Annotated in this window: 15 protein-coding genes; 10 read left to right on the top strand and 5 right to left on the bottom strand. The window is 72.2% G+C overall.

The window, feature by feature from the left end:
• The coding region (locus D5H75_RS31890) for a hypothetical protein (RefSeq protein WP_206781973.1) at window positions 1–327 on the top strand (327 nt) is incomplete at its 5' end.
• 210 nt (window positions 328–537) lie between these two features.
• Here D5H75_RS31890 and D5H75_RS31885 read toward each other — a convergent pair.
• Together D5H75_RS31885 and D5H75_RS31880 are read right to left on the bottom strand one after the other, a co-directional pair.
• Window positions 538–948: a hypothetical protein gene (locus D5H75_RS31885; protein ID WP_119930284.1), complete on the bottom strand. Its 411-nt coding sequence runs from the start codon at window positions 946–948 to the stop codon at window positions 538–540.
• A 729-nt stretch (window positions 949–1,677) separates the two neighbouring features.
• Window positions 1,678–2,310, bottom strand: a complete 633-nt coding sequence (locus tag D5H75_RS31880) for a hypothetical protein (RefSeq protein WP_147425339.1) — start codon at window positions 2,308–2,310, stop codon at window positions 1,678–1,680.
• A gap of 221 nt (window positions 2,311–2,531) precedes the next feature.
• Here D5H75_RS31880 and D5H75_RS31875 point away from each other — a divergent pair, with 221 nt between their 5' ends.
• Window positions 2,532–6,398: a polysaccharide biosynthesis protein gene (locus D5H75_RS31875; protein ID WP_119930282.1), complete on the top strand. Its 3,867-nt coding sequence runs from the start codon at window positions 2,532–2,534 to the stop codon at window positions 6,396–6,398.
• Between the two features lie 628 nt (window positions 6,399–7,026).
• Window positions 7,027–7,329 carry a DUF8033 domain-containing protein gene (locus tag D5H75_RS31870; RefSeq protein ID WP_119930281.1) on the top strand — a complete coding sequence of 101 codons (303 nt, stop codon included), beginning with the start codon at window positions 7,027–7,029 and terminating at the stop codon, window positions 7,327–7,329.
• A 211-nt stretch (window positions 7,330–7,540) separates the two neighbouring features.
• On the opposite strand, the gene D5H75_RS31865 is transcribed toward D5H75_RS31870, so the two are convergent.
• On the bottom strand, window positions 7,541–11,314 hold the full coding sequence (locus tag D5H75_RS31865) for a hypothetical protein (RefSeq protein ID WP_119930280.1): 3,774 nt from the start codon (window positions 11,312–11,314) through the stop codon (window positions 7,541–7,543).
• 381 nt (window positions 11,315–11,695) lie between these two features.
• Window positions 11,696–12,343, bottom strand: coding sequence for a hypothetical protein (locus D5H75_RS31860; RefSeq protein ID WP_147425338.1), 648 nt, complete (start codon window positions 12,341–12,343; stop codon window positions 11,696–11,698).
• A gap of 84 nt (window positions 12,344–12,427) precedes the next feature.
• Between D5H75_RS31860 and D5H75_RS31855 the strand changes: the two genes are divergently transcribed.
• A complete protein-coding gene (locus D5H75_RS31855) occupies window positions 12,428–13,096 on the top strand; it encodes a hypothetical protein (RefSeq protein WP_119930278.1) in 669 nt (222 codons plus the stop codon).
• A gap of 219 nt (window positions 13,097–13,315) precedes the next feature.
• On the opposite strand, the gene D5H75_RS31850 is transcribed toward D5H75_RS31855, so the two are convergent.
• Window positions 13,316–13,798 carry a hypothetical protein gene (locus D5H75_RS31850; RefSeq protein WP_119930277.1) on the bottom strand — a complete coding sequence of 161 codons (483 nt, stop codon included), beginning with the start codon at window positions 13,796–13,798 and terminating at the stop codon, window positions 13,316–13,318.
• Window positions 13,799–14,122: 324 nt separating this feature from the next.
• Here D5H75_RS31850 and D5H75_RS31845 point away from each other — a divergent pair, with 324 nt between their 5' ends.
• The 6 genes from D5H75_RS31845 to D5H75_RS31820 all read left to right on the top strand — a co-directional run bounded on the left by D5H75_RS31845 (window position 14,123) and on the right by D5H75_RS31820 (window position 21,305).
• Window positions 14,123–15,340, top strand: coding sequence for a hypothetical protein (locus D5H75_RS31845; RefSeq protein WP_119930276.1), 1,218 nt, complete (start codon window positions 14,123–14,125; stop codon window positions 15,338–15,340).
• 24 nt (window positions 15,341–15,364) lie between these two features.
• Window positions 15,365–15,727 (top strand): hypothetical protein, encoded by a 363-nt coding sequence (locus D5H75_RS31840; RefSeq protein ID WP_119930275.1) that lies wholly within the window; start codon window positions 15,365–15,367, stop codon window positions 15,725–15,727.
• Window positions 15,728–15,982: 255 nt separating this feature from the next.
• A complete protein-coding gene (locus D5H75_RS31835; protein ID WP_147425337.1) occupies window positions 15,983–17,857 on the top strand; it encodes a type IV secretion system DNA-binding domain-containing protein in 1,875 nt (624 codons plus the stop codon).
• Between the two features lie 308 nt (window positions 17,858–18,165).
• On the top strand, window positions 18,166–19,341 hold the full coding sequence (gene prfB, locus D5H75_RS31830; protein ID WP_119930273.1) for a peptide chain release factor 2: 1,176 nt from the start codon (window positions 18,166–18,168) through the stop codon (window positions 19,339–19,341).
• Between the two features lie 197 nt (window positions 19,342–19,538).
• Entirely contained in the window at window positions 19,539–20,438 is a 900-nt protein-coding gene (locus D5H75_RS31825; protein ID WP_119930272.1) for a RecB family exonuclease, read from the top strand.
• A gap of 12 nt (window positions 20,439–20,450) precedes the next feature.
• Window positions 20,451–21,305, top strand: a complete 855-nt coding sequence (locus tag D5H75_RS31820) for a metallophosphoesterase (protein WP_119930271.1) — start codon at window positions 20,451–20,453, stop codon at window positions 21,303–21,305.
• The last annotated feature ends 44 nt before the right edge of the window (window positions 21,306–21,349 follow it).

The raw sequence follows: 21,349 nt of genomic DNA, 5'->3' as shown, positions 1-21,349 counted from the left end.
CCCACCTGGACTCACATTCTGACTCTCACGGGCGGGCTCATGTTGTCCGCGGAGGAACTCAGCGTCGGAGGCCATCGCGTTTTCCAGATCGTCAAGCTGGTCGAAGAGATAGAACCGCTCACTTACGCAATCGACGGGGTAAACGCCGGGGAAATCTTCCCTTACGAGGAGTACAGCCCGTACTGGGAAGGTATGGAATTCGACAAGCCGCTGGACGAGGAACTGGATCAGTACTTGGTGATCATGGGGCGGCTCACCGGCCGCTTCCTCGACCGTGATTGGCTCGCTTCCCCTGGGCTGCTCGGCGAGCTTCCCCCAACCCGCTGACACCCTCTCAACGACGCGGCGATACCGCCGGATCCGCTGACCGTGTGGCTAGACGGCAACGTCCCGGACGCCAGTCACGACAACCAGGGTCCGGCTCGCAGCGCTCGCGGACACCCATGCGGCACCGCCGCGAAACGGCCCGCCGCCCGGGCCCGGCCCGCACCCCAGCGGCGCGACAAGCCGGGCCCCGGCGGCGCTACGCCACCCCGGTCAGGACAGTGCGGGGCTCTCAGCCTGGCCCAGCCCGGTCAGGGCGGGCGGCCGGTCCGTCAGGTACACGTCCAGCGGATCTCCCGTCCGGGCGTCCATCACCAGCGTCAGTACCGACCCCGACGGTGCCGGGCGGCCTGGCGCGTGGGGGACCACCAGCCCGCCTCCGGGGCTGCCGAACCGGCCGCGGACAGGCACCACCGTCACCGGCCGGTCATCCCGCACGGTGTCCGTGCCGAGCGCGGCGGTGGCGGCCCGCCGTGACACTCCGGCCACGGTGGTGACGGCCGGGCCGAGGTCGCGGCCGGCGAGCCGGGCCAGCCGGGACGCCTCCGCGACCAGGTCCACCGGCCCCGCCTCGGCCGGTCCGTCGGGCGGCGAGGCGAGCGACGCCTTCGAGGAACTGGCCACCGGCTCTTCGGGCGAGCTGGAGCGCCGGATCGATTTCTGACATCACGCTGAGTACAGAGACATCCGGTATGTCAGAACGACATCCGGTATGTGTCCGGTATGCGATACCGGACGTCATTGGGGGCTCTGACCAGCAGAAACAGAGACGCTCGGTACATCCGGTATATCCGGTACCCCTCGACATGGGGCTCACGGGTTCCCGGCCGCCCGGAAGGTCGTGACGCAGGTCCGGTGGGGGGAGTGGTGCTCCCGGAACGCTCCCGGGGCCAGTCGGGCGAGCAGTCGGCTGGGTCCATCTCATCACCGGTCCGGAGGCCCTCACTCATGCGCAGGCCGTACGGGCGCTGGGCGAGGCCGCCGGCCGGGAGCTGCGATACACGGCCCTCACCCCGAGCAGCATGTCGAGGGACTGCGCGCGGCGGGCCTCGACGAACGTTCGATCGCCTGGCGGCGGGGACTGTTCCAGCTCATCCGAGACGGCCGCAACGCCCTGGTGACCGACGCCGTCGCACGGGTGACCGGCCACCCGGCCCGCTCGCTGACGGCGTACGCGCCCGCGCACGCCGCCTGGCGGTCACCGGCCCCGGCAGAGTAATGATCACGTGCCGGAGGGCGGCGCGGTCCCGCTGCTCCGGCCCGGACGAGGGGTGTCGTTGTTGATCATTGCCGCAGTCCTCTGCCTGAGCGCCCGGCCCGCAACGGACGCCTGCGCCCCGGCCCGCAACTGACCTACGAGATCTTGCCGGTGGTGCGGAAGCGGCGCAGCTTCGACAGTAGGTCCCCGCCCTCTACCAGCGCGCCACGGTATCGTCCGTCGGCGACCTCGTATGCCAGCAAATAGTCCCCTTTCTGCGTAGCCGACAACTTGCGCAGTGTTTCCACCGCCGCCGCCACGCTGCGCTCCAGCAGCGCTATCGCGGTTTCCGCTTGGACCTTGGCGTCCTGGATCGAGAGGACGTTCTTGATCTCCTGCTCGGTGATCGCGTCCTTCACGGGCGCCGCCATTTCGATGGCCGCCACGTCTGTCAGCCCAGGAACGCTCGCGTCCGGCCCTCGTCGCAGTCGCTCAGCCAGGTCCGCAGGGAGGGTGATCTTGCTGGCGCCCTGGACAAACGATTGGGCCTCGACGAACCACGGCTCGTTCGGCCATTTCGGCACCGCGATCGGAAACAACTCCTTGCCCAACTGCTGCTCTCGTGTCGAGTACACCAGCAACTCCTGCAGATAACGCAGTGCTTTGTGGCGTTCAGCCTCAAGGCGGGCCTCGCTGGTGGAAGTTGACGTAGGCGTCGGCTGTGAGCGTGCTGGGGCAGGGTCGTCGTTCGAGCAGCCGGACAGGCCGGCCGCCAGCGCGAATACCACCAGCAGATGTGCTCCGCGAGTACGAATACGCAACTTCTCTCCCTAGATCGACAAGCACCACCTTTCATACCAAAGATCACCTAGGTGGGCTTGCAGGCACCGCCCCCTGCCCCGGTCCAGGCGTCCCGGACGGTCAGGGAGGCCAAAACGTGCCGCAGTCCATACCTTTGGGGGAATCCCTGATGAGACCACCCGCAGTCCGACCCCGCCATAGCGCGGCGTTGGTCACGTGGGTGTTCGTGCTCGCGGTGTTCGGTGCACTGGCCTTCCTCACCACCACCGGGGATCCGGTCGGGGGAGGCGGCCGGGCGGCAAGCCCGGCGGCGGTGACGAGCACCATCCAGAGCGCGACGCCCACCACGACACTTGCCTCCGGTTCGGTGCTGGCCGCCGAACCCGAGCGCAAGGAACTGCCGAAGGTGAACGCGAACCTGTGCGAGAAGGTGGAGGAGAAGCGGACTTACCTGCCGTTGCACCGCTGGACGTCGTTCGACCTGTTCGCGGTCGACAACTCGTGGATTCTCAAGACCAAGCTCTGGGTCTCCATGATCGCGTCCTTCTTCTTCGCCATCGCCTCGCTCATCTGGAACGCTCTGGGCTCATTCCTCGGTTTCTCCGTGGAATTCGACATGGTCTGCAGCGCGGCGGCGCCCATCAACTCGGCCGCCGGGATCATCGGCAACTACGTGATGTTCTTCATCATCCCGATGTTCCTGGTCGTGCTGCTGGCCGCGGTCCGGCGGTACAACCAGGGCGGGCAGGGGCCCGCGGCGGCCCTGCGCATGCTCGCCGGCTTCGTCGTCGCGGCCGGAGGCGTCTTCTTCGTGACCGAGCAGTCGGCCGCGCACGAGAACAACCCGACGGCCCCGTACACGGCGCCCTACATGGCGGTGCAGGCGCAGAAGTTCTTCACCGGCATGGGCACCTCGCTCAACGCGATCTCCTACTCGCCCCAGATGGACAGCTGGGCGTTCTACGACAAGGCCGAGCACGCGGGCCAGGTCAACTGCATCGCGACCAGCCAAAAGCTGTACGAGCTGTATGACACGGAGAACGCGCAGGGGGCGGGCAAGAACGCCGCGGCGGCGATGATGCAGATGAGCCGCATCTGGGAGCTGACCTTCCTGCGCAGCTACATCGCCGCCCAGTACGGCAACGGCAGCGCCGAGTACCCCGCGCCCTCGCACGTCACCTGCCGGGAGCTGGAGATGGAACTGCAGCTGCCCAAGGAACTCAAGGGCAACAAGCAGAAGGTCTTCGACCTGGCCACCGGCGTCACCACCGAGCCCGGCTCCAGCCGCTGGAACGCCATCGAGGGCGGCTTCGGCGGCAACCAGCACCGCAAGGCCACCATGATGTGGTCGGCCTGCTCCCGCTTCGGCGGGGACTGGAAGGTGATCCCGCAGTGGGAGAAGAGCAAGGGCGGTGACAACGACGACGAGCTCAAGGACGAAGACCCGTGTGAAGACGACATGGAGGGCGACCGCAAGAAGGGCGACATCGCCGGCGGCAACGACGACGACGGCATGTGGTGGTACAACGGCGACGACGAACTCGACGACGCCTTCAAGGACTGCCGCGGCGAGGAGGCCTGCGACGCGACCGAACGGTTCGTCTCCAGCTTCCTCGGCGACAACAGCGTCGACCGCCTGCTGCAGGGCGTCATCGCCCTGATCACGGCGCTGATCTTCGCCTTCGTCATGGGGCCCATCGCGGTCGGGCTCATGGTGATCTCGATCGCCCTGGCGTTCCTGGTCATGCTGGTCCCGATCACACTCGGGGCGCTGGCCATGGGCAGCGACTTCGGCAAGCGGATGGCCAAGCTGACGGCGGCGTCGATGGCGGCCAAGCTGCTGTTCACGCTCCTGCTGTCGGTCATCGGCGCGTTCATCTACGTCACCTACGACGCCATCAACAGCGCCCTGGGAGCGCCCGTCGCACCCAGCCTGTTCGAGCAGCTGCTGCTGGCGGCGGCGCCCATCGTGGCGCTGATCGTGCTGCGCAAGCTGTTCTCCATGGCGGGCATGGGCGACATCTCCAAGCTCACCGGCGCGCTCGGCTTCATGGGCGCCGCGGCCCTGAAGGCGACGGGTGACAAGACGCTGTCCAACAACGCCGACACGCGGATGTCGAACATGTTCGGCAGGATCGGCTACGGCAACAAGCGGCTGAGCAACCTGGACCGCAAGAACCTGATGTTCGCCCCGGTGAACAACCGCGCGACGCGGGCCCTGGGCCGCAAGGCCTCCCAGAAGGGCAAGGAACTGGCCCAGCCGCTGGTCAACACCGCCAAGGACGTCGCCGCCGACGCGCGCGCCAAGACCCTGGGCTACCTGCATCACCTCAAGGACCGGGCCGCCAACGGCACTCCCGAACAGCGCGCCCAGGCCTTCACCAGCATGGCCGGCGTGGCCGCGGGCGCGGCGGTCCTGGCGACCGCCACCGGCGGCGCGCTGGGCGGAGGGATCCTGCTGGCCGGCGCGGCCGGAGCCGGCGCCCTGGGCGCCTCGGGCGCCAAGGGTCTCGGCCGGCGCGGCGTGGAGAGGGTCAACGACGCCCTCCGCTCCAAGCTCGGCTACCTCGGCGACGCCTACGATCCCAGCGGTGACCCGCAGGAGTACCAGCCCGGCTCGCTCCAGCCGTTCCCGTACACCAACCACAGCGGTACGGCCATGCTGGCCGCGCAGCAGGGGTACAAGTACGTGGCCGGGGGCGCCACCGGAGTCGAACGGCTGCGCCGCCAGGAGGAGCGCACCGACAGCCTGCTGGACAACATCCGCGCCCGGCAGCACGGGGCGCTGGCCGACAACGGGGTGAACAACTCCTTCACCGGGTACTCCACCGCGATGGAGGCGTACGCCGCAGTGCAGGAGTACGCCGCCAAGAGCGGTGTCGCGGTCGACGACGTGCTCAACGGCGCGTCAGGCCTGATGGCGGTCAGCCCGGTGATGAAGACCAAGGGGGGCATCCCGCAGTTCCCCGCGCACTGGACGCTGGAGCAGAAGTCCAACCCGATCCACTACCTGGACGAGCAGACCAAGCGCCGGCTCATCATGCCGGACGGCCAGGAGGAGAGCACGGACGCCTACGTCGCCCGCCTCTACGCGACGCTGGCCGAGCGCGGCTTCGTCGACAAGGACGGGCGCGTCGTGGACTACTTCGCCTCCATGGGCCTGGATCGCCGGGTGCCCGCGGACGCGCTGCAGATCGAGGCCATCCTCGCCGGGACCGCGGACCGCAAGCCCGCCGTGATCCACCGGCTGCACGACGAGACCTACGCCGTGCAGGCGGCGCACGCTCGCGCGGCCCGCTACGCCCCGGCCGCGATGCGGATCGACCTCGGCATGGCCGACGTGGCCCGCGACATCGTCACCCGGGCCACCAGCGTGCCGGAGCTGAACGACTTCGGCGCGGCGCCGCTGGTGACCGCCAAGGGCTGGGAGGCCACGACCGCCCAGGTGCGTGACAGCATCCAGGCCAAGGCGAACGAGATCGTGAGCCTGTCGGCGAAGATGGCCTCGTTCCAGCAGGCCCAGAGCGCCGGGACGCTGAGCGTCCCGCAGGCGGAGGTCGAACGGCTGCAGCGCGCCTACGAGGAGCAGTTCCGCGGGATCCTGAGCCGCCTGGACGAGGCGGCGGCCGCCATCCGCGACCAGGCCGACCGCGCGGCGTTCAGCCGAGGCGAGGCCAAGATCACTATTGATGTGGCGTCCATGGACACCTCGGCGGCCGGCGACGAGATCGCCAGGGTCGTCAAGCAGGCCGAGCGGGCGTTCACCACTGAGGTCACCCGGCGGCATAAGGAACTGGAGCGGCTTCTGGGATCGATCTCCGTCTCGCCCCGCACCGAGGCCGAGGCCGAGGCCCTCAAGGCGAACGTGGCGAAGCTGGAGGAGCTGATCGAGAACATCTACTCCGAGCAGGACAAGGGGAACCGGGACCTGCTGCGGCGGCTGGAGGAGTTCCGGGCGCAGCAGGAGGCGCGAGCCGCCCGTGCCCGGACCAACCCCCGGCGCGCCGGGGGCGGCTCCCGCCCCCGCTCCGCGAAGGACGTGCTGAGGGACCTCAAGGCCGACACCGACTCCTGACCCGGCCAAGCGGGCGCACGCGGCCCCAGCCGCGCGCACGAGCCCAGAGCGCGGCACCCCCGCCCATCGTGGCGGGGGTGCTTTGCCGTACGGGGAGCCGAGCCCACGCTTGCGCCCGCGGGCGCGGCCCGGACGGTGCGGGTCACTGAGGCAAAGCCGAAGAGTCGTACGAGGCGGTGTACTCGTGCGGCCGGATCCACTTCGTCGAGAGGTCCTCATCACGCGTAGGCGTGTTGGGGATGGGCTTCGGTCCCGCCTTCAGGCGCGTCTCGATCGGCTGTGGATCTGGAACAGCCAAGGAAACCCGGGCCTTCCGCTCGCCGGCCTCCAAGGGGAGGTGTCTGCGATGAAGGGTTCCGGCGCGTCCTGTCCTTGGACAGGGAACGCGCGGATCGCAGGGGATTTCCGCGGCAAGCTTCTCCGCGGGCTCCAGTGGAGCGGACCCGTGGAGAAGTGTTCATAACCTCCATCCGGAGCCGGCCTCGCGCTGGATCCCGGATGCGGAACACTCCACTGGCCAGGCACGGATATACGTGGTTGGCCAGTTCTTCTTTTCCCAGCGGGCCCCGCTTGGGGCCGGGCGGGCGCCCGTGACGGTGCCGGGCCGAACCTGCGAAAAGAGGATGGAATGCGCGTCCAGTCCATTCGACGGCAAGTCCCGGCCCTGATCCAGGCGCGTGAGGAGTTCCGCAGCCGCGGCGACACGATCACCGGCATCCGCGGGCCCGCCGCCACGACCGGCCGGCTGCCCCGGGACCTGGCCGAGGACTACCGGGCCTACGCCGGCGACATCGAGTACACCGTGCTGTCGTACCGGACCCCCATCGCCTGGGTGGTCCGCGACCGCATCGTCATACCGCCGGTCCGGTACTCGGTGACCACGTCGCGGCACCAGAGCATGGCCTCCGCCGCCCTCGCGTGGCACCAGTGAGCATCCGGCCACAGCCGTACGGCGGCCGCCCGGCCCGACACGGTGGCCGCCCAGCCCGACACGGTGGCCGCCCGGCCCGACACGGTGGCCGCCCGGCCGCCACGGCGGTCGCCTGAGGCCGCGCCGGGGCGTCGCTCCCGCGCCGGAGGAACCGGCCGGTCCCGCACACGAGAGCCCGCCGGGGGATGTCCCCCGGCGGGCCACTGTGCCGTCAGTCCCAGGGTTTGACCTGGTCCGGAACGATGCGCAGGGTGTAGTTCACCGAAGAGTAGGCGCGCTCGACCTTGCTGACGTCCCCGGGGATGTTGGTGTGGACCTTGTAGCCGTGCGTGAGCTGCATCGCGATGTGGCTCTTGCGCGGCAGGACCAGATCGCCCGGCTTGGCGGTGCCGTAGGTGATGTGCTTGGCGCCGGACAGCTTGATCCAGGTGTAGGTGGTGGGCGCCCAGCCGCGGTAGACCGGCAGGCCGGCGCCGTTCTTGTAGGCGCGGGCGGTGAAGCTGGAGCAGTCCGCCCACCCCCACACCATGCGCTTGGGCTGCGAGTACGGCCAGCCCAGGTGTGTCAGCGCCCACTTGATCGCCTTGGCCGCCTCGGGGGTGGCCGCGCGGTCGACCGAGTCCACGCACAGCTTCTGCACGCCGATCTTGGCCGAGCCTTCGCGCAGGGTGTTGCGCGGCGCTTCGACGGGGCACCCGTCGGGGCCGACCTCGACCTGCGGCGGCCCGCTGCCGTCACCCGCGCCGCCGTCCCCGCCCCCGGGCCCGCCCGGGCCGGAGCCGTCGGCCAGCGAGCCGATCCGCTTGCCGGCGCTGTCGAACGGGGCGATCACCCCGCCGAAGAACCAGGCGTACTCGACGGCCTTCTGACCGAGCGGCCCGTTGGACCCGCCCAGGTCGCTGTAGGCGTCCAGCGCGTCGGGATCGATCGGCGCGTTGATCTCCTTGAGCGGCTTGGGCGCCAGGCGCGGGATCACCAGGGAGTCCTCGCCGGGAACCGGGTCCTTGGGCTTGAGCGCCCGTTCCTCGGCCAGGTAGTAGTTGCCCAGGCCGTCCAGGTTCTTGCGGGCGGCCGCGTCCAGGCCGGTGCTGGTCGGGGCGGCCAGGTCGGCGGCCAGCTGCGCCAGCGCGCCGTTGTACCCCGGCGCCCACGAGCCGATCACGCAGGCCGGGTCCGTGGAGGGGTCCTTGGCGCCGGCCGCCGCGGCGGCCTGCTGCAGCTTCTGCTGCCAGGAGCCCAGCTCGGACGCCTGGGGCGGGTCGGTCAGCGCGGCGAACGCGCCCGCCTGGGGGGCGACCTTGGTCAGGAAACCGGTCATCACCCGGGTGCAGGAGTCGGTGGGCTCGAAGTCCGTGCCGGGGCCGACCGTGGCGAACAGGTCGGCGTCGCGGCCCAGGGCGATGCCGAGCTTGGCCCAGCCGCCCAGCATGGGCTGGTAGACGCCCTTGTCCTTGGGCCTGGCGGCGACCTTGACCTGCTCGCCGCTGACGACGAGCCGGGCGGCGCCGACGATGTTGGCCGCCGCGTCGCAGCGGTCCTGCACACCGGCGGCCTTGGCCTCCTGCTTGGTCATCGGGAAGATGCCCTGCCGGTCGTCGGAGCCGTTGTCGCAGCCCTCGGTCTTCCACTTGCTGGCGGCGTAGCTGACGCCGAGCGCCTCATCGACCAGGATCCGGGTGAGTGCGCGGCGGTCCTGTTCGACCTTGTAGTCGAAGGCGCCGCCGTTGCCGTACGCGCCGCCGGTGACCAGGTACAGATCGCTGGCCCGCGCGATGGTGCAGCTCCACAGATACACGATCTTGTAGGACACCGACTGGCGGTACCGCTCGTCCTGCGCGTCGTCGGGCGGGAGCACGCACGCCTGCCCGGTGCTGGCCGACCGGTCCATGAAGATGCCGGACCGTTCGATGACCAGGCGCCAGTACTTGCGGGCGTTCTCCATGTCCTTGGCGTCGCCGTTGGGCTTCCACTCCGGGGCGTTGGCGTCGCGGTGCACGGCCAGCGCGGTCTCGGCGAGCCGGTCGGCGACCCAGTCGGCCGCGTCGCACGGGTTGTGCGGATCCAGGTCATCGTCCTCCATCAGGTCCGCCGCGGCCGGGGTCAGCAGGAACGGGCCCACACCCTGGCCGTCCTTGCCCCCGATCTCCGGATCGGGGTTCTTGACCTCGCAGTCACCGGCGAACACGCCCTGCCGTACGGCGGCGCCGCCGGTCAGGCCGGCCGCCCGCGGTGAGCCGGAGGGGGCGGGCGAGTCGGAGTCCGGGCCGCTGCCGGGGGGATGGATCTGCGCCGCCTTGCGCATGCGGTTCATGACGTCGTCGACGAACCCCCACGCGGTCGGGTTGTCGACGTAGGACGGGCCGGGCTTCTGGTTCCACTTCTCCGGCGAGTTCGCCCACGCCGGGTAGTAGTGCGCCATCGTGATCTTCTGCCACTGGTGGTACCGGTTCCAGGCCTTGAGCACGTCCTCGATCTTGCGCCGATCCTGCACCGCGGCCGGGGCGTCGCACGCGGTCGCGTACCCCTTGTAGTTGTTCCAGGTGGACTTGAGGTACTGGTAGGCGCCGCAGGCCCCGGTCTGGGCGTTACGGCACTTGTACTGCCCGCCCGGCTTGTTGATGCAGGTCTCGGACTCGTGCATGCGCAGCGCCCAGACGTACCAGCCGAGCTGCTGGGACAGGTTCCCCGCCGGGGGCGCCGGGTGGTCGGGCGACAGGGAGGTGTTGTTCCCCGGCCCGGTGACGCCCTCGATGGGGCCGGGCCCGGCGCCGGTGGTCGGGCCGATGGGCACGTCCGCGCCGCCGCCGCCCCCGCCGCCGCCTCCGACGTCCTTGGTGCGCCGGTCGGGGTCGCGGTCGGCGTCGTCGTAGGGGCTGAACCGGCCGAAGTCGGTCTGCGCCTTGGCGATGCCGGCCAGGATCGTCCACGGGACGACGGCCCAGTCCTCCTCGTCGAGGGTGGAGTCGGCCGCCTTCTTCAGCAGGGTCAGCCAGCCGGGCGGGATGTACTCGGCGGCGATCTTCTCGGCCTTCTGGTCGGGCTGGACCTGGTTGCGCCGGTCGGTGGCGTTCCCGTCGAGCAGGGCGACCAGCAGCATGCTGACCAGCACGACGAAGACGACGCCGAGGGTCCACTTGGACCGCAGGACCTTGCCGGCCGCGTCACCCTGGCCCGCGGCGTCGCCCGGGCCCTGCTCCTGGCTCTTCTTCCCCCCGATGCCCAGGCCCTCCTTGACGGAGCGCCCGAACTTGGAGGAGTTGAGGATCTTGCCGCCGACCGACCGGTTGAGGAACTTCTGCCCAGTCTTGGTGTTGAGGACCTTGCGGGTGGCGTCCAGGGCCTTCTGGGTGACCTGTGGCGGGACGCCCCAGGCCGCGGCCGCCGCCTTCTTGGCGTACTCGTCGGCGGCCTTTCCCGCGGCCTGCCCGGCCATGACCCCGGCGTCGTGCTTGAGCCGGGCGAGCTTGCCCTCCTGGCCGTCGGCGGCCGCGTCGCCGGGCGTGTCCTTGCCGGAGCCCGCGCCGAGGTCGCCGAGCTTGTCCTTGAGCCGGTCCGACAGGCTGGTGCCCGGCTCGTCCCGGTCGCCCCGCGCGGCCGCCGGCGCGGTGTCGCCGCCGCGGAGCTGGCCGGCGAACGCCTCTTTGGCGGTGGCGAGCCGCCGCGCGGCGGAGCGCGGGTCGGACTGTTCCTGCGGTGCGCCGGGCGGGGCCCCGCCTTCGGGGTCGGTGCCCATGGCGGCGCCGACCATCTCCATTCCGGGCCCGGTGGGCAGGCCGGCTCCGTGGGTGGCGGCCTCGATCGCCATGTCCTTACCGAAGGACGCGGCCTGCTTGCCCGCGTCCTGCCCGCCCTCGCCCGGTCGCGCGGAGCTCGCCGCCGGCGGCGTCGCCTCCGCGTCCGGCGCGGTGGCGAACCCGTCCAGGGGAGAGGACGCCTCCCCCTCCCCGGAGTCCCCAGGCGGGCTGCGCCGTGGTTCCTCGCTCATGTGTTCACCTCGTCAGCGATCAGACATTTGCCGCGCGGTCACGACGAACGCGTGAGCGCGCGGAAGGGGACCGTCCGGGGAGGGCCGGGCAGGGCAAGCACGCCAGGACGGCCCACCGCCGCCCGGAGGCGACGGGATCGGCGGGGACCGGGAGATCAGCGGACGGATTCACGCCGATCGCGGGCGGCCGCGCTCCGGCGGGTCACGGGGCCGGGCGGGTCGCGGGGACGGGCGGGTCGCGGGGACGGGCGGGGAACCGGGGCCCGGGAGGACAGGGGCCGGGACATGAGACCCGGCCTGCCCCCGCGGGCGCGTCATCGTCCGCGGGGGCAGGCCGGGCTGAGGTGGGCGCGGCCGGGGCCGCGGGCGCGGCGGCCGGGCTCAGGACACCAGGGCGAGGTAGCCCTGCTGTCCCTGCCGGCCCCGCTGGACCGTCACCTTGGTCTGGTACGGCATGCGTCCGCCGGCCGCGTCGGGGTCGAGGGTCAGGGTGAAGACGTAGGTGCCGTCACCGGTGATCGCGGGGTCCATGACGGACACGTCACCGGCGAGCGCGGCCTGCGGCGCCGGATCCGCCGGCGGCGCGGGCGTGCCCGCGGTCGGGATCCCCTCCCAGCGGCCGTTCGCGGTGGCCAGGGCGGCGGCCTTGGCCACGTTGAGCGCCCCCTGGGGGACCGGGGCGCGCCGGTCGGTGCCGGTCACCGGGACCTGCACGGGGGACGAGGCCGTGAAGTCCCGCTCGCCGGCCGCGCCCTGCCCGGACCCGTCCGGGGTCGGCGCCGCCGACGGGGGGACCGTGGCAGGCGGGGCCGTGGCGGGCGCGGTCACGGGCGGAGGGGGCGGAACGGCGATCTCCTGCGCCGGGGCCTGAGGGTGCCCGGCGAAGGCGACCTGGTACACCATCCAGCCGCCGAACAACACCACCGCCGCCACCGTCCACAGCGGCCAGGAGTTGGGCATGGCGAAGTCGTGCCAGGGCTTCTTGCGCTTGTTGAAGCCCTTGCGCGCCGCATCGGTGAGATTTCCCATGAGCAGGGACCGTTCGCCGCAGGGCCGGTGCGGCAACGCTCGCCTCCGCCCGGCGCGGCGGCGGCCGTTCCGATCCTGAAGCCTATGAGCGAGGACACCGAACGGGCCCAAGGCCCCACCATGATCGCGGCCACGAACATCCTGCGGCCGCCGCCCGCGGTGATCGGCAGCATCAACCAGCGGCTCACCCTGCCCAGGACCGTGAAGCTGACCACGATCCTGTTCGGCGGCGTCGGCGCGTGCCTGGGGCTGCTGGTGGCCACGGCCGTGGCCGGAGCGGGATTCCAGCAGCTGATGTACGGCTCCGTCCTGGGCGCCGCCGCGGGATGGCTGGTGGTCAACTACTCGCCGCTGAGCGGCGAATCCATGCTGACCTGGCTCGGTCTGACCGTCAGGGCCACGACCGCGCGCAAGGTGAGCGTGGACGGCAAGCCCGTGCGGCTCTACATCGGCATCGCGCCGCTGCACCGCACGGCGGCCGGGACGGTGCGGATGCTGCCCGGAGCCGTGCCGGTGCAAGCGGCGCAGTGGGACGAGCGGGGAGTGCCGCTTCCGGTGCCCATCCCCGGCGCGGACAAGCTCGCCGGCTCCCCCCTGAAGAAGGGCCGCGACCGGCTGCGCCCCTCGACCGAGCTGTCCACCCAGGGACGCAAGCCGCCGAAGCAGCGCTCCCGCAAGCCCACCCCACCGGCACGCCCCTCCGCCGCGTCCCCCACCGACCACGGCAAAGCCCGCCACCGCCGCCGCCGCTGACTTCCCACCCGCAGGCCCGGGTTCGAGTTCCGGCGAAAGCGATACCGCTGACCAGCGCGTTCCCGATCAGCTCAGGGAACGCGCTGGGTTCGCGCATCTGGCCGACACCGGCCGCCGCGGGACGCTCGGTCGCCTGGCGGTCGCTGTCGCGCCACTGCCGATTCGACCGCGTGTCCCGCGCCTCAGACGCCGATGTCCGGCAACGGAACGTGGCATCGGTCAGCGGCGTTCGGCGCCCTGGGGCCAGATGACCTCGACGGGGAGGCCGAGCCGGCGGGCTTGCTCCACGACGTCGGCCGTGCCGCCGAAGCCGCCCGACGGGCCGCCGTCCCAGACGGCGAGAAGCCTGTCCACGCTTCCCAGCAGGGCCTCGCTCGCCGCCATGTACGCCTCGCGGCCGGAGGTCAGGAACGGCATGTACCGCACCGATGCGGCGCGGATCAGCAGTTCGTCGAACGCCTTCCGGTTGCCCGGCTTGACCTTCTCCTCGCGGTAATCCGGCGCGGGCAGGATGACTTCGAGCCGCCCGCCCAAGTCGAGGACGACGCGGGCGAAGACCTGGTCGGCGCCGCGGGCCAGACAGGAGATTCCGACGAGCCCGCCCTCCGCGTACGGCGCCACCGCCTCGCGCAGCGCGCCGTACACCAGGTGGTTCGTCTCGTCGGTGAGGTTCGAGTGGCCGGTGATGCCGATCCGGGTCACGCGGTCTCCTTCAAGGAGGCGGGAGGCTTGGCGCGGAAGCGCTCGGTCAGCTCGGCCCGCAGGTCCGCGATGGGAGCGGCGGTGGCGTACCGGGCGGCTTCACGGTGGAAATCGTAGAGCCGCCGCTCGACCCGGCGCTCACACCGAACTTCTTGGCCTGCTCGTTCATCTTGTTGTAGCCGAGCTCCGTGCCCGTCTCGTGCGGCCGGGCTCGGGGGTGTGGGCGATGTTCCGACGCTGGGGGCGGCGGCCCTGGCGAACGCGGGGCCCCCGCGTAGGAAAGGTCGACCATTGCCATACGAAAGCAGCCAACACAGGTTCACCATGATCCCCGCCCGGCGCTCGGACGCGCCGACCGCGGCCAAGCGCGCCCGCCGGATCATGATCACGCTGTGGTGCATGGGCCCGCTGGGCGCCGTGGCGCTCCTGGTGGCGCTGACCACCCGGGCGGCTCCGCCGCCGGACCTGTCCCGCGTCGCGCCGCAAGGGCGTGACATGGCCCAGATCGCGGCCCAGCACTTCCTGGCCGGCAGACTGCAGGAGATCCCGCACACCAAGGACTTCAGGCCCGAGTCGGCCAAGCTCAACGAGAACGTCGTGCGGATCAAGCCGCTGGACTACGAGGCGATGGCCTGGACGGGCTTCGACGTCCAGAGCTTCGGCTCCGAGGAGCTCGGCTGGCTGAAGTTCGAGGTCCACCACTTCATGGTGACGCCCCGCCAGCCCGAAGCCGCGCCGGCTCCGGCGCCCTCGGCCACCCCGTCCCCGGCTCCGTCGGCGACACCGGGCGGCCGCCCGCCCAAGTCCCCGCGGCGCGGCGGCAAGCCGTCCGCCTCGCCCCGCCCCAGCGGCGCCCCGCAGGCCGCCGCCACGCCTCAGGCGAGCCCCGCTCCCTCGGGCGGTGCCCCCGGCGAGCAGCCGCAGCCGCAGCACCCGCCGCAGGGCGGCCCCAAGCCGCTGATGGTGAAGGTGCCCATCGCCCTGACCGACCAGGGCCCGCGGCTGTCGGGCATGCCCAGCCTCGACGTCTGGCGTGACAAGGACGCGCCCCAGGCCGGGAGCAGCGACTACAGCGCCCTGCGGGGCCTGCGCGCGGACGTGCCGCCGCAGGTGACCGAGCAGATCGTCAAGTGGGCCAAGGCGTTCGCCGCCGACAACGGCGAGGAACTGCGCACCCTGACCGGCGACCAGAACCCGGCGCGCCGCTACGCGGGCCTGGGCGGCTACACGGTGCCGGACGGGCCGGGCAGCGTCCAGACGCTGTTCGCGTCGCGAGCCTCCGAGGGCCGCCTGATCGTGCGCGTACGCGTCCTGCTGGCCCGCCAGGCGGCTCCCCAGCAGAGCCCCCAGCAGAGCCCCCAGCCGGAGGCCCCGGAGCCCGCCGACGGGCAGCCCGCTCCGGCCGAACCGCAGTTCCAGACGTACAACGACTACGACGTGCTGGTGGCCAGCCCGACCGCGGCCCGCCCCCACATCACGGCGTGGGGCGCGGCTGGCGACGCGGGAGGGCTCGCGGACTATTCAAACGCCATCACCTCGTGACCCATCGCCCCTGAAGGAAAACCCATGAACCTCAGCTCAGACGTGTTCCGCGCGGCGGCGGCGGAGATGATCCTCGCCGCGCCGCCGCCGAGTGACGGCTCGGGAGGCGCCACCACCTTCCTGAACAGCAGCGCCGGAACCATGATCAAGGCCGTGTGCGGCGCCGTCGCCCTCATCCTGGTCATCGTGGCCGTGTTCAAGGCCGTCCAGGGAGTGATGCGCGGGCGCCCCGCCGAGTCGGCCAAGGTCGTCGTGGGCTGCCTGTTCGTCGCCGCGATCCTGTTCAACCTGCAGCTCACCATCGAGCTGATCCAGCAGTTCGGCAAGATCCTCGGCGCCATGATCGACAGCCTGGGTGACCTGACCGGAGGGAAGGCCGGAGGCTGACCCCGGGTCCGGGCAGCTCACCGGGCACGCAGGGGCGGGCGGCCCCCGCGGGGCCGCGCCCGCCGGCGCCGTGAGCGATCCGGACGCTCACCGATGGGTCGAGAACGCACCACCCCGATATCCCAGGCGGCCCGCCTGGGATATCGGCTTTCCGGCTCCGGGCGGGGCGCGGCCCGTGCCCCGCGCCTTGCGGGCGCCCTCGCCGGGCGGACGGTTCCCCTCGCCAATCCCAATCAGCATGTGGAAGGACACAAGGTGGCTATCGACCTTGAACCGTCCAGGGCTCGGCGCGAGGAGGGCGGGGGAGGCGATGCCACGCTGGCCGCCCTCGTGGGCTGTTGCACGGTCCTGGCCGCCGCCCTGATCATCATCCCGGCGCTCATCGCGGCCGCCCTCTTCCTGGCCCTGCGCAACTGGTGCAGCAAGACGCACTGGGTGATCATCGCGGCCGCCGGAGCGGTCGGGCTGTGCTTCGCGCCGGCGCCCAACCTGGCGGCCTACGGGCAGTGGCTGGCGAGCCTCGCCGGGCTCGGCGACGGGCGGCGCGGCCACATCCCCCTCGTCCCGATCCTGGCGCTGGCCCTGATCTTCGCCGGATTGGCGGGGCTGGCCCGCGACTCCCAGATCATGACCCTCGACGCGCCGCTGGCCCGGCGGCTCCTCGCCGGGCGGCGCCTGCAGCGCGACCCGCTCGTGCCCAGCGAGCGGCGCCGGGCCCGGCTCCTGCGCAAGCTGCAGACCGACCCGCCCCTGGGGTACATCCCCGCCGTCCGCGGGCCCCGGGCCCAGCCCCCGACGGCCAAGAGCGACCCGCCGGGCAAGCGGAAGTTCCCGCTCGGCATCGGCGCCCGGGCCCGCCCCGTCATGCTCGGCGAGCACGAGATCGGCATGCACGGCGTCATCCTCGGCTCGACCGGCTCGGGCAAGACCGAGACCATCAAGTGGCTCATGGGCGCACTGCTGGACATGGGCTGGGACGGCATGATCATCGACCTGAAGGAGGACACCGCGCCCGGCGGGCTGCGCGACCAGTGCCGCGCCGCCACCGCCATGCACGGCCTGCCGTACCAGGAGATGGCGCTGTCGGACCACCGCGGCAGGTTCTGGTTCAACACGCTGGCGGGCATGGGCCCGGACGAGGCCTTCGACACCCTGATGTCGCTGGTGCAGTTCGACGACGCCTACTGGCAGAACCTGAACCGCAAGATGCTCGCCCAGGTCCTGCGCATGTCCTACCAGGCGCACGAACTGGCCCCCGACCGCTTCCCCTTCCCCGACGTGCTGACCATCGGCCGCCTGCTGGAGCGCGGGGAGAAGATCGGCCAGGCCACCAAGGAGATGCGGGCGGTCATCGACGCTCACGCGCCCGGCACCAGCAAGGCCGAGTACGGCATGATCGCCCAGCCGATCCCCGACGCCGCCAAGTCGGCCGCCGGGTTCGGGATGAAGCTCACCAACCTGTACGACTCCGACGCGGGCAAGTACGTGCTGACCGGCGGCGGCGGCCGTACGCAGATCGACGTGACCGCCGGCGGCCTGACCTACATCGGGCTGAACTCGCTGGGCCAGCCCGACATGTCACGGATCGTGTCCTCGGCGGTGCTGCAGCGCGTGTCCGTCGACGCCGCACAGCGCACCACCGGCCGCGCCGCCAAGGGCAAGCCGAAGTTCATCATCGTGGACGAGGCCAACTGGGTGAACCGCGAGATCGTGATGAACCTGCTGTCGCGTGCCCGCTCCGCCGGCGTGTGCATGTTCCTGTGCACGCAGGGTCCCAACGACTGGATCGACAGCGACGGCGACGACTGGGCGCGGCTGTCCCAGAACATCAATGTCGCGATCATCATGGCCCAGGGCGCCCCGGAGTCGGCGGAGAAGTGCGCCGAGTTCCTCGGCGAGGAGAAGGCCGCCCAGCTGTCCCACAAGGTCGTCGATGGCGAGGTCATCGACATCGGCACCGTCTCGGTGCGCGACGACCTCATCGTCACCAGCGCCGAACTGCGCTCGCTGGAGGTGGGCGAGGCGATCCTGCGCGTCAACAAGCCCAAGACCCGCGTGGAGTACGTGCGCATCCCCCAGCGCCTGGAAGAGCTGGACTGGTACGCGCGGCACCACGGCCGGGCCGCCTGACGCGCCCGCCAGGCCACCTCGGCCCCCATCCGCACCCCCGGAGGACACAAGAGCCCCCGGGGGTGCGGCCTGCTCAGGGACGCAGCAGCGCGGGGACACGACAGCGCGGGGACACGACAGCGCAGGTCCGGAACAGCACCGCGCCAAGGTGAGCGCAGGGCCAGGTGAGCGCAGGGCCGGGCCGGCGTGTGGCCGGAACAGCGCGGGAGCCGAACGGCCGGACCATTGCCCTCCCGGCCGGGACGAGAACGGTCCGGCGCTGTCAGCGCGGCCGCACCGGCCGCGCGCGCATCGACAGGAGCACTCACATGATCGCCTCAGGCGCAGCCGTCCCCGCGGCGGGCGGCCATCGCGGGCACGCCGAGGCCGGCCGGCTCGCCGTACCCGAGCAGCGGCTCCAGGAGGCCGCGCGCGACCTGGACCGGGCCGCGGCCGCCCTGGACATCCCCGGCAAACGGCGCGAGCTGGCCCGGCTGCGGACGGCGGCCGCCGAACCCGGCACCTGGTCCGACCCGGACCACGCAGTCCGCCTGTCCGGCCGCCTCGCCGGGCTGGAGCGTCAGCTCGGAGCCGTGACGGACCTGGCGGCCCGGCTGGAGGACACGCGCACCCTCTTCCAGCTCGCCCAGGAGGAAGGCGACGCGGCCGCACACGGCGAGGCCGGCGCCGAACTGGACGCGCTGACCGGGCAGATCGCCGCCCTGGCCCGCCAGGCGTCGCTGACCGGCGAGCACGACCACCTGCCCGCCCTGCTCACCATCACCCCCCGCAGCGGCGGCGAGGACGCCCAGCAGTGGGCGGCGGCCCTGCTGGACATGTACACCGCCTGGGCCCACCGCCGCGGAGACCGCACCGAGGTCTACGACATCGCCTGCCAGGCCGGGGTCGGCATCCGCCACGCCACCCTGGCCGTCCACGGCGAGTACGCCTACGGGCTGCTGCGCGGCGAGCACGGGGTGCACCGCCGCGTCCACATCAGCGAATTCGACACCCAGCGGCGGCGCCAGACCGGCTTCGCCGCCGTCGAGGTCGCCCCGCTGGCCGGGCCCGCCGCGCTTCCCGAGCTGCGCGAGCGCGACCTGCGCGTCGACGTCTTCCGCGCCTCCGGGCCCGGCGGGCAGGGCGTCAACACCACCGACTCGGCGGTGCGCGTCACCCACCTGCCCACCGGGATCTCCGCCACCTGCCGCAAGACCCGCTCCCAGGCGCAGAACAAGGCGACGGCTCTCAAAGTGCTGTACGGCAAGCTGCTGCACGCCGACCTGCAGGAGCGCGAGGCCGAACGCGCCCGCCGCCGCGGCCAGGCCGCCCCCGCCGCCTGGGGTGCGCAGATCCGCAACTACATCCTGATGCCCTACCAGCTCGTCAAGGACGTCCGCACGGGCGTGCAGACCCACGACGTGGCCGCCGTCCTGGACGGCGCCATCGACCCGTTCATCGACGCCATGCTGCGGCACTCCGCCGCGGCCCACGCCGCCGCCTGACCGGCACCCCGCCGCCCGGCCGTCCGCCGCGCCAGGGCGGGCCCGCGGGCCCGCGGGGAGCGGAGCGGCCGCCGCCACCGGCGGCCCGCCTCCCCGCGCCGCACCCGATCCGCACGCCCCCACTTCCCCCGGCGCCGGCACCGCCCCGGAGCGGGCAGAGGGATGCCGGACTCGTTCGGGCGCGCACGGTCACCGGCATGTCCGCACCTGTGCCGCCCGCCGACCCCGAGGACCACGTCGCGCTCCTGCCCGCCAGGCTGTCGCCCTCGCGGGCCAAGGACTACAGCACCTGCCCGCGCAAGTTCTACTTCACCACCATCGTCAAGCTGCCCTCGCCCGCCACCGTGGAGACCACGCGCGGCACCCTCGCGCACGCCGCGCTGGAACGGCTGTACCAGGAGCCGCGCTCGGCCCGCGTCGCAGAGGCCGCCGTCTCCTACGTGCGGCCGGCCTGGGCCGAGCTGCTGGCCAAGGACGCCGCCTCGGCCAGACCGGCCTACCAGGGCCTGGTCGAGGCGGGGTCGCCGCAGGAGGAGCGGCTGCTGCGGGACGCCGAACAGTTCGTCCGCAACTACTTCACCATCGAGGACCCCACGCGCTGGGACGCCGACGCCGTCGAGAAGCACGTCAGCGCCGACATCGGCGCCCTGACGGTGCACGGCTTCATCGACCGCCTGGACCACATCCACGGCAAGCTGTGGGTGACCGATTACAAGACCGGCCGCATGCCCCGGCCGCGCTACCAGGACGAGGCGTTCTTCGCCATGAAGGTCTACGCGCTCCTGCTGCGGGAGATGACCGGGATCATGCCGCACCAGCTGCGCCTGCTGTACCTCAGCGGCCGGGGCCCGGGTCAGATCCTGCGCGCGGACGTCACGCCCGCGATGCTCTCGCGCACCCGGGCGGACCTGGTCGGCATCTGGCGCCGCATCCAGTCGTCGGCGGCGCGCCGCGACTGGCCCGCCGAGCCCGGCCCGTTGTGCGGCTGGTGCGCCTTCAAGCCCATCTGCCCCGCCTTCGCCCCGCCGCCCGCCCCGGCCGCGCCGGACGGCCAGGCGCCCCCGCATCCCACCGACCCCCGGGAACCTCCCGGCTGACCCCCACCCGCCATGAGCCGAGTAGCAGTCATCGGAGACGTAGGAGGCCACGCCGACCAGCTCGACGACCTCCTGGCCCGCCTGGGCGCGCGAACGTCCGGCGGCCACCTGGCCCTGCCGGACGACCTGATCGTCGTCCAGGTCGGCGACCTGGTCCACAAGGGCCCGCACTCGCGGCGGGTCCTGCGGGCCGTGGACGCGTTCCTGCGCCGCCAGCCGGGGCGATGGATCCAGCTGCTCGGCAACCACGAATCGCTCTACCTCGACGGCGCCCCCGCCTTCACCTGGCCCGGCCAGGACACCCTCGACGGGGAGGACGCCGCCCTGCTGCGCCGCTGGTGGGACCGCGGGCTCCTGCACGCCGCCGCCGCCGTGCACGGCCGGGACGGGCAGGACGCGCTGATCACCCACGCCGGCCTGACCCAGATGTTCTGGTGGAACCACCTGCGGGGCACGGCCTCGGCCGCCACCGCCGCGCGCCGCCTGAACGCCATGGCGCGGCGCGGCGAGCCGGCGCTGTGGCGGTACGGCCTGATGATGGGCCGGCCCCTGACCCCCGACGCCGGCCCGATCTGGGCCGAGGCGGGGCACGAGGTCATCCTGCCGTGGACCGTCCTGCTGGAGGAGGAGGACGTGGCCCCGCCCTTCCACCAGGTCTTCGGCCACAGCTGCCCGTACGACTGGCACACCGGCCGCTGGCGCCTGCCCGGCGACATCCGCCACTATGTGAGCGCGGACGAGCGCCGCCGCCGCGTGCGCGCCCTGATCGGCGGCAAGAGCCTGTACGCGATCGACCCCGGCCACGGCCGCAGGCCCGCGCCCGCCTGGGAACCGCTGATCATCCCCGGCGCGGCCGTGACCTGCTGAGCCGGCCGGGCCTCACCCCGGCGAAGGGCCGCCGGGCGCGCCGA

The sequence above is a fragment of the Bailinhaonella thermotolerans genome (assembly GCF_003594875.1).
Classification (GTDB): Bacteria; Actinomycetota; Actinomycetes; order Streptosporangiales; family Streptosporangiaceae; genus Bailinhaonella; species Bailinhaonella thermotolerans.
Note: the sequence above shows the minus strand (reverse complement) of the source record. Positions and strands in the feature narration are given on the sequence as shown.

Excerpts from the sequence above, each read along its gene's own strand:
- D5H75_RS31820 (WP_119930271.1), top strand. The coding sequence starts at position 20,451 with ATGAGCCGAGTAGCAGTCATCGGAGACGTAGGAGGCCACGCCGACCAG.
- D5H75_RS31865 (WP_119930280.1), bottom strand. The coding sequence starts at position 11,314 with ATGAGCGAGGAACCACGGCGCAGCCCGCCTGGGGACTCCGGGGAGGGG.
- D5H75_RS31860 (WP_147425338.1), bottom strand. The coding sequence starts at position 12,343 with ATGGGAAATCTCACCGATGCGGCGCGCAAGGGCTTCAACAAGCGCAAG.
- D5H75_RS31840 (WP_119930275.1), top strand. The coding sequence starts at position 15,365 with ATGAACCTCAGCTCAGACGTGTTCCGCGCGGCGGCGGCGGAGATGATC.
- D5H75_RS31845 (WP_119930276.1), top strand. The coding sequence starts at position 14,123 with ATGATCCCCGCCCGGCGCTCGGACGCGCCGACCGCGGCCAAGCGCGCC.
- D5H75_RS31855 (WP_119930278.1), top strand. The coding sequence starts at position 12,428 with ATGAGCGAGGACACCGAACGGGCCCAAGGCCCCACCATGATCGCGGCC.
- D5H75_RS31870 (WP_119930281.1), top strand. The coding sequence starts at position 7,027 with ATGCGCGTCCAGTCCATTCGACGGCAAGTCCCGGCCCTGATCCAGGCG.
- prfB (WP_119930273.1), top strand. The coding sequence starts at position 18,166 with ATGATCGCCTCAGGCGCAGCCGTCCCCGCGGCGGGCGGCCATCGCGGG.
- D5H75_RS31825 (WP_119930272.1), top strand. The coding sequence starts at position 19,539 with ATGTCCGCACCTGTGCCGCCCGCCGACCCCGAGGACCACGTCGCGCTC.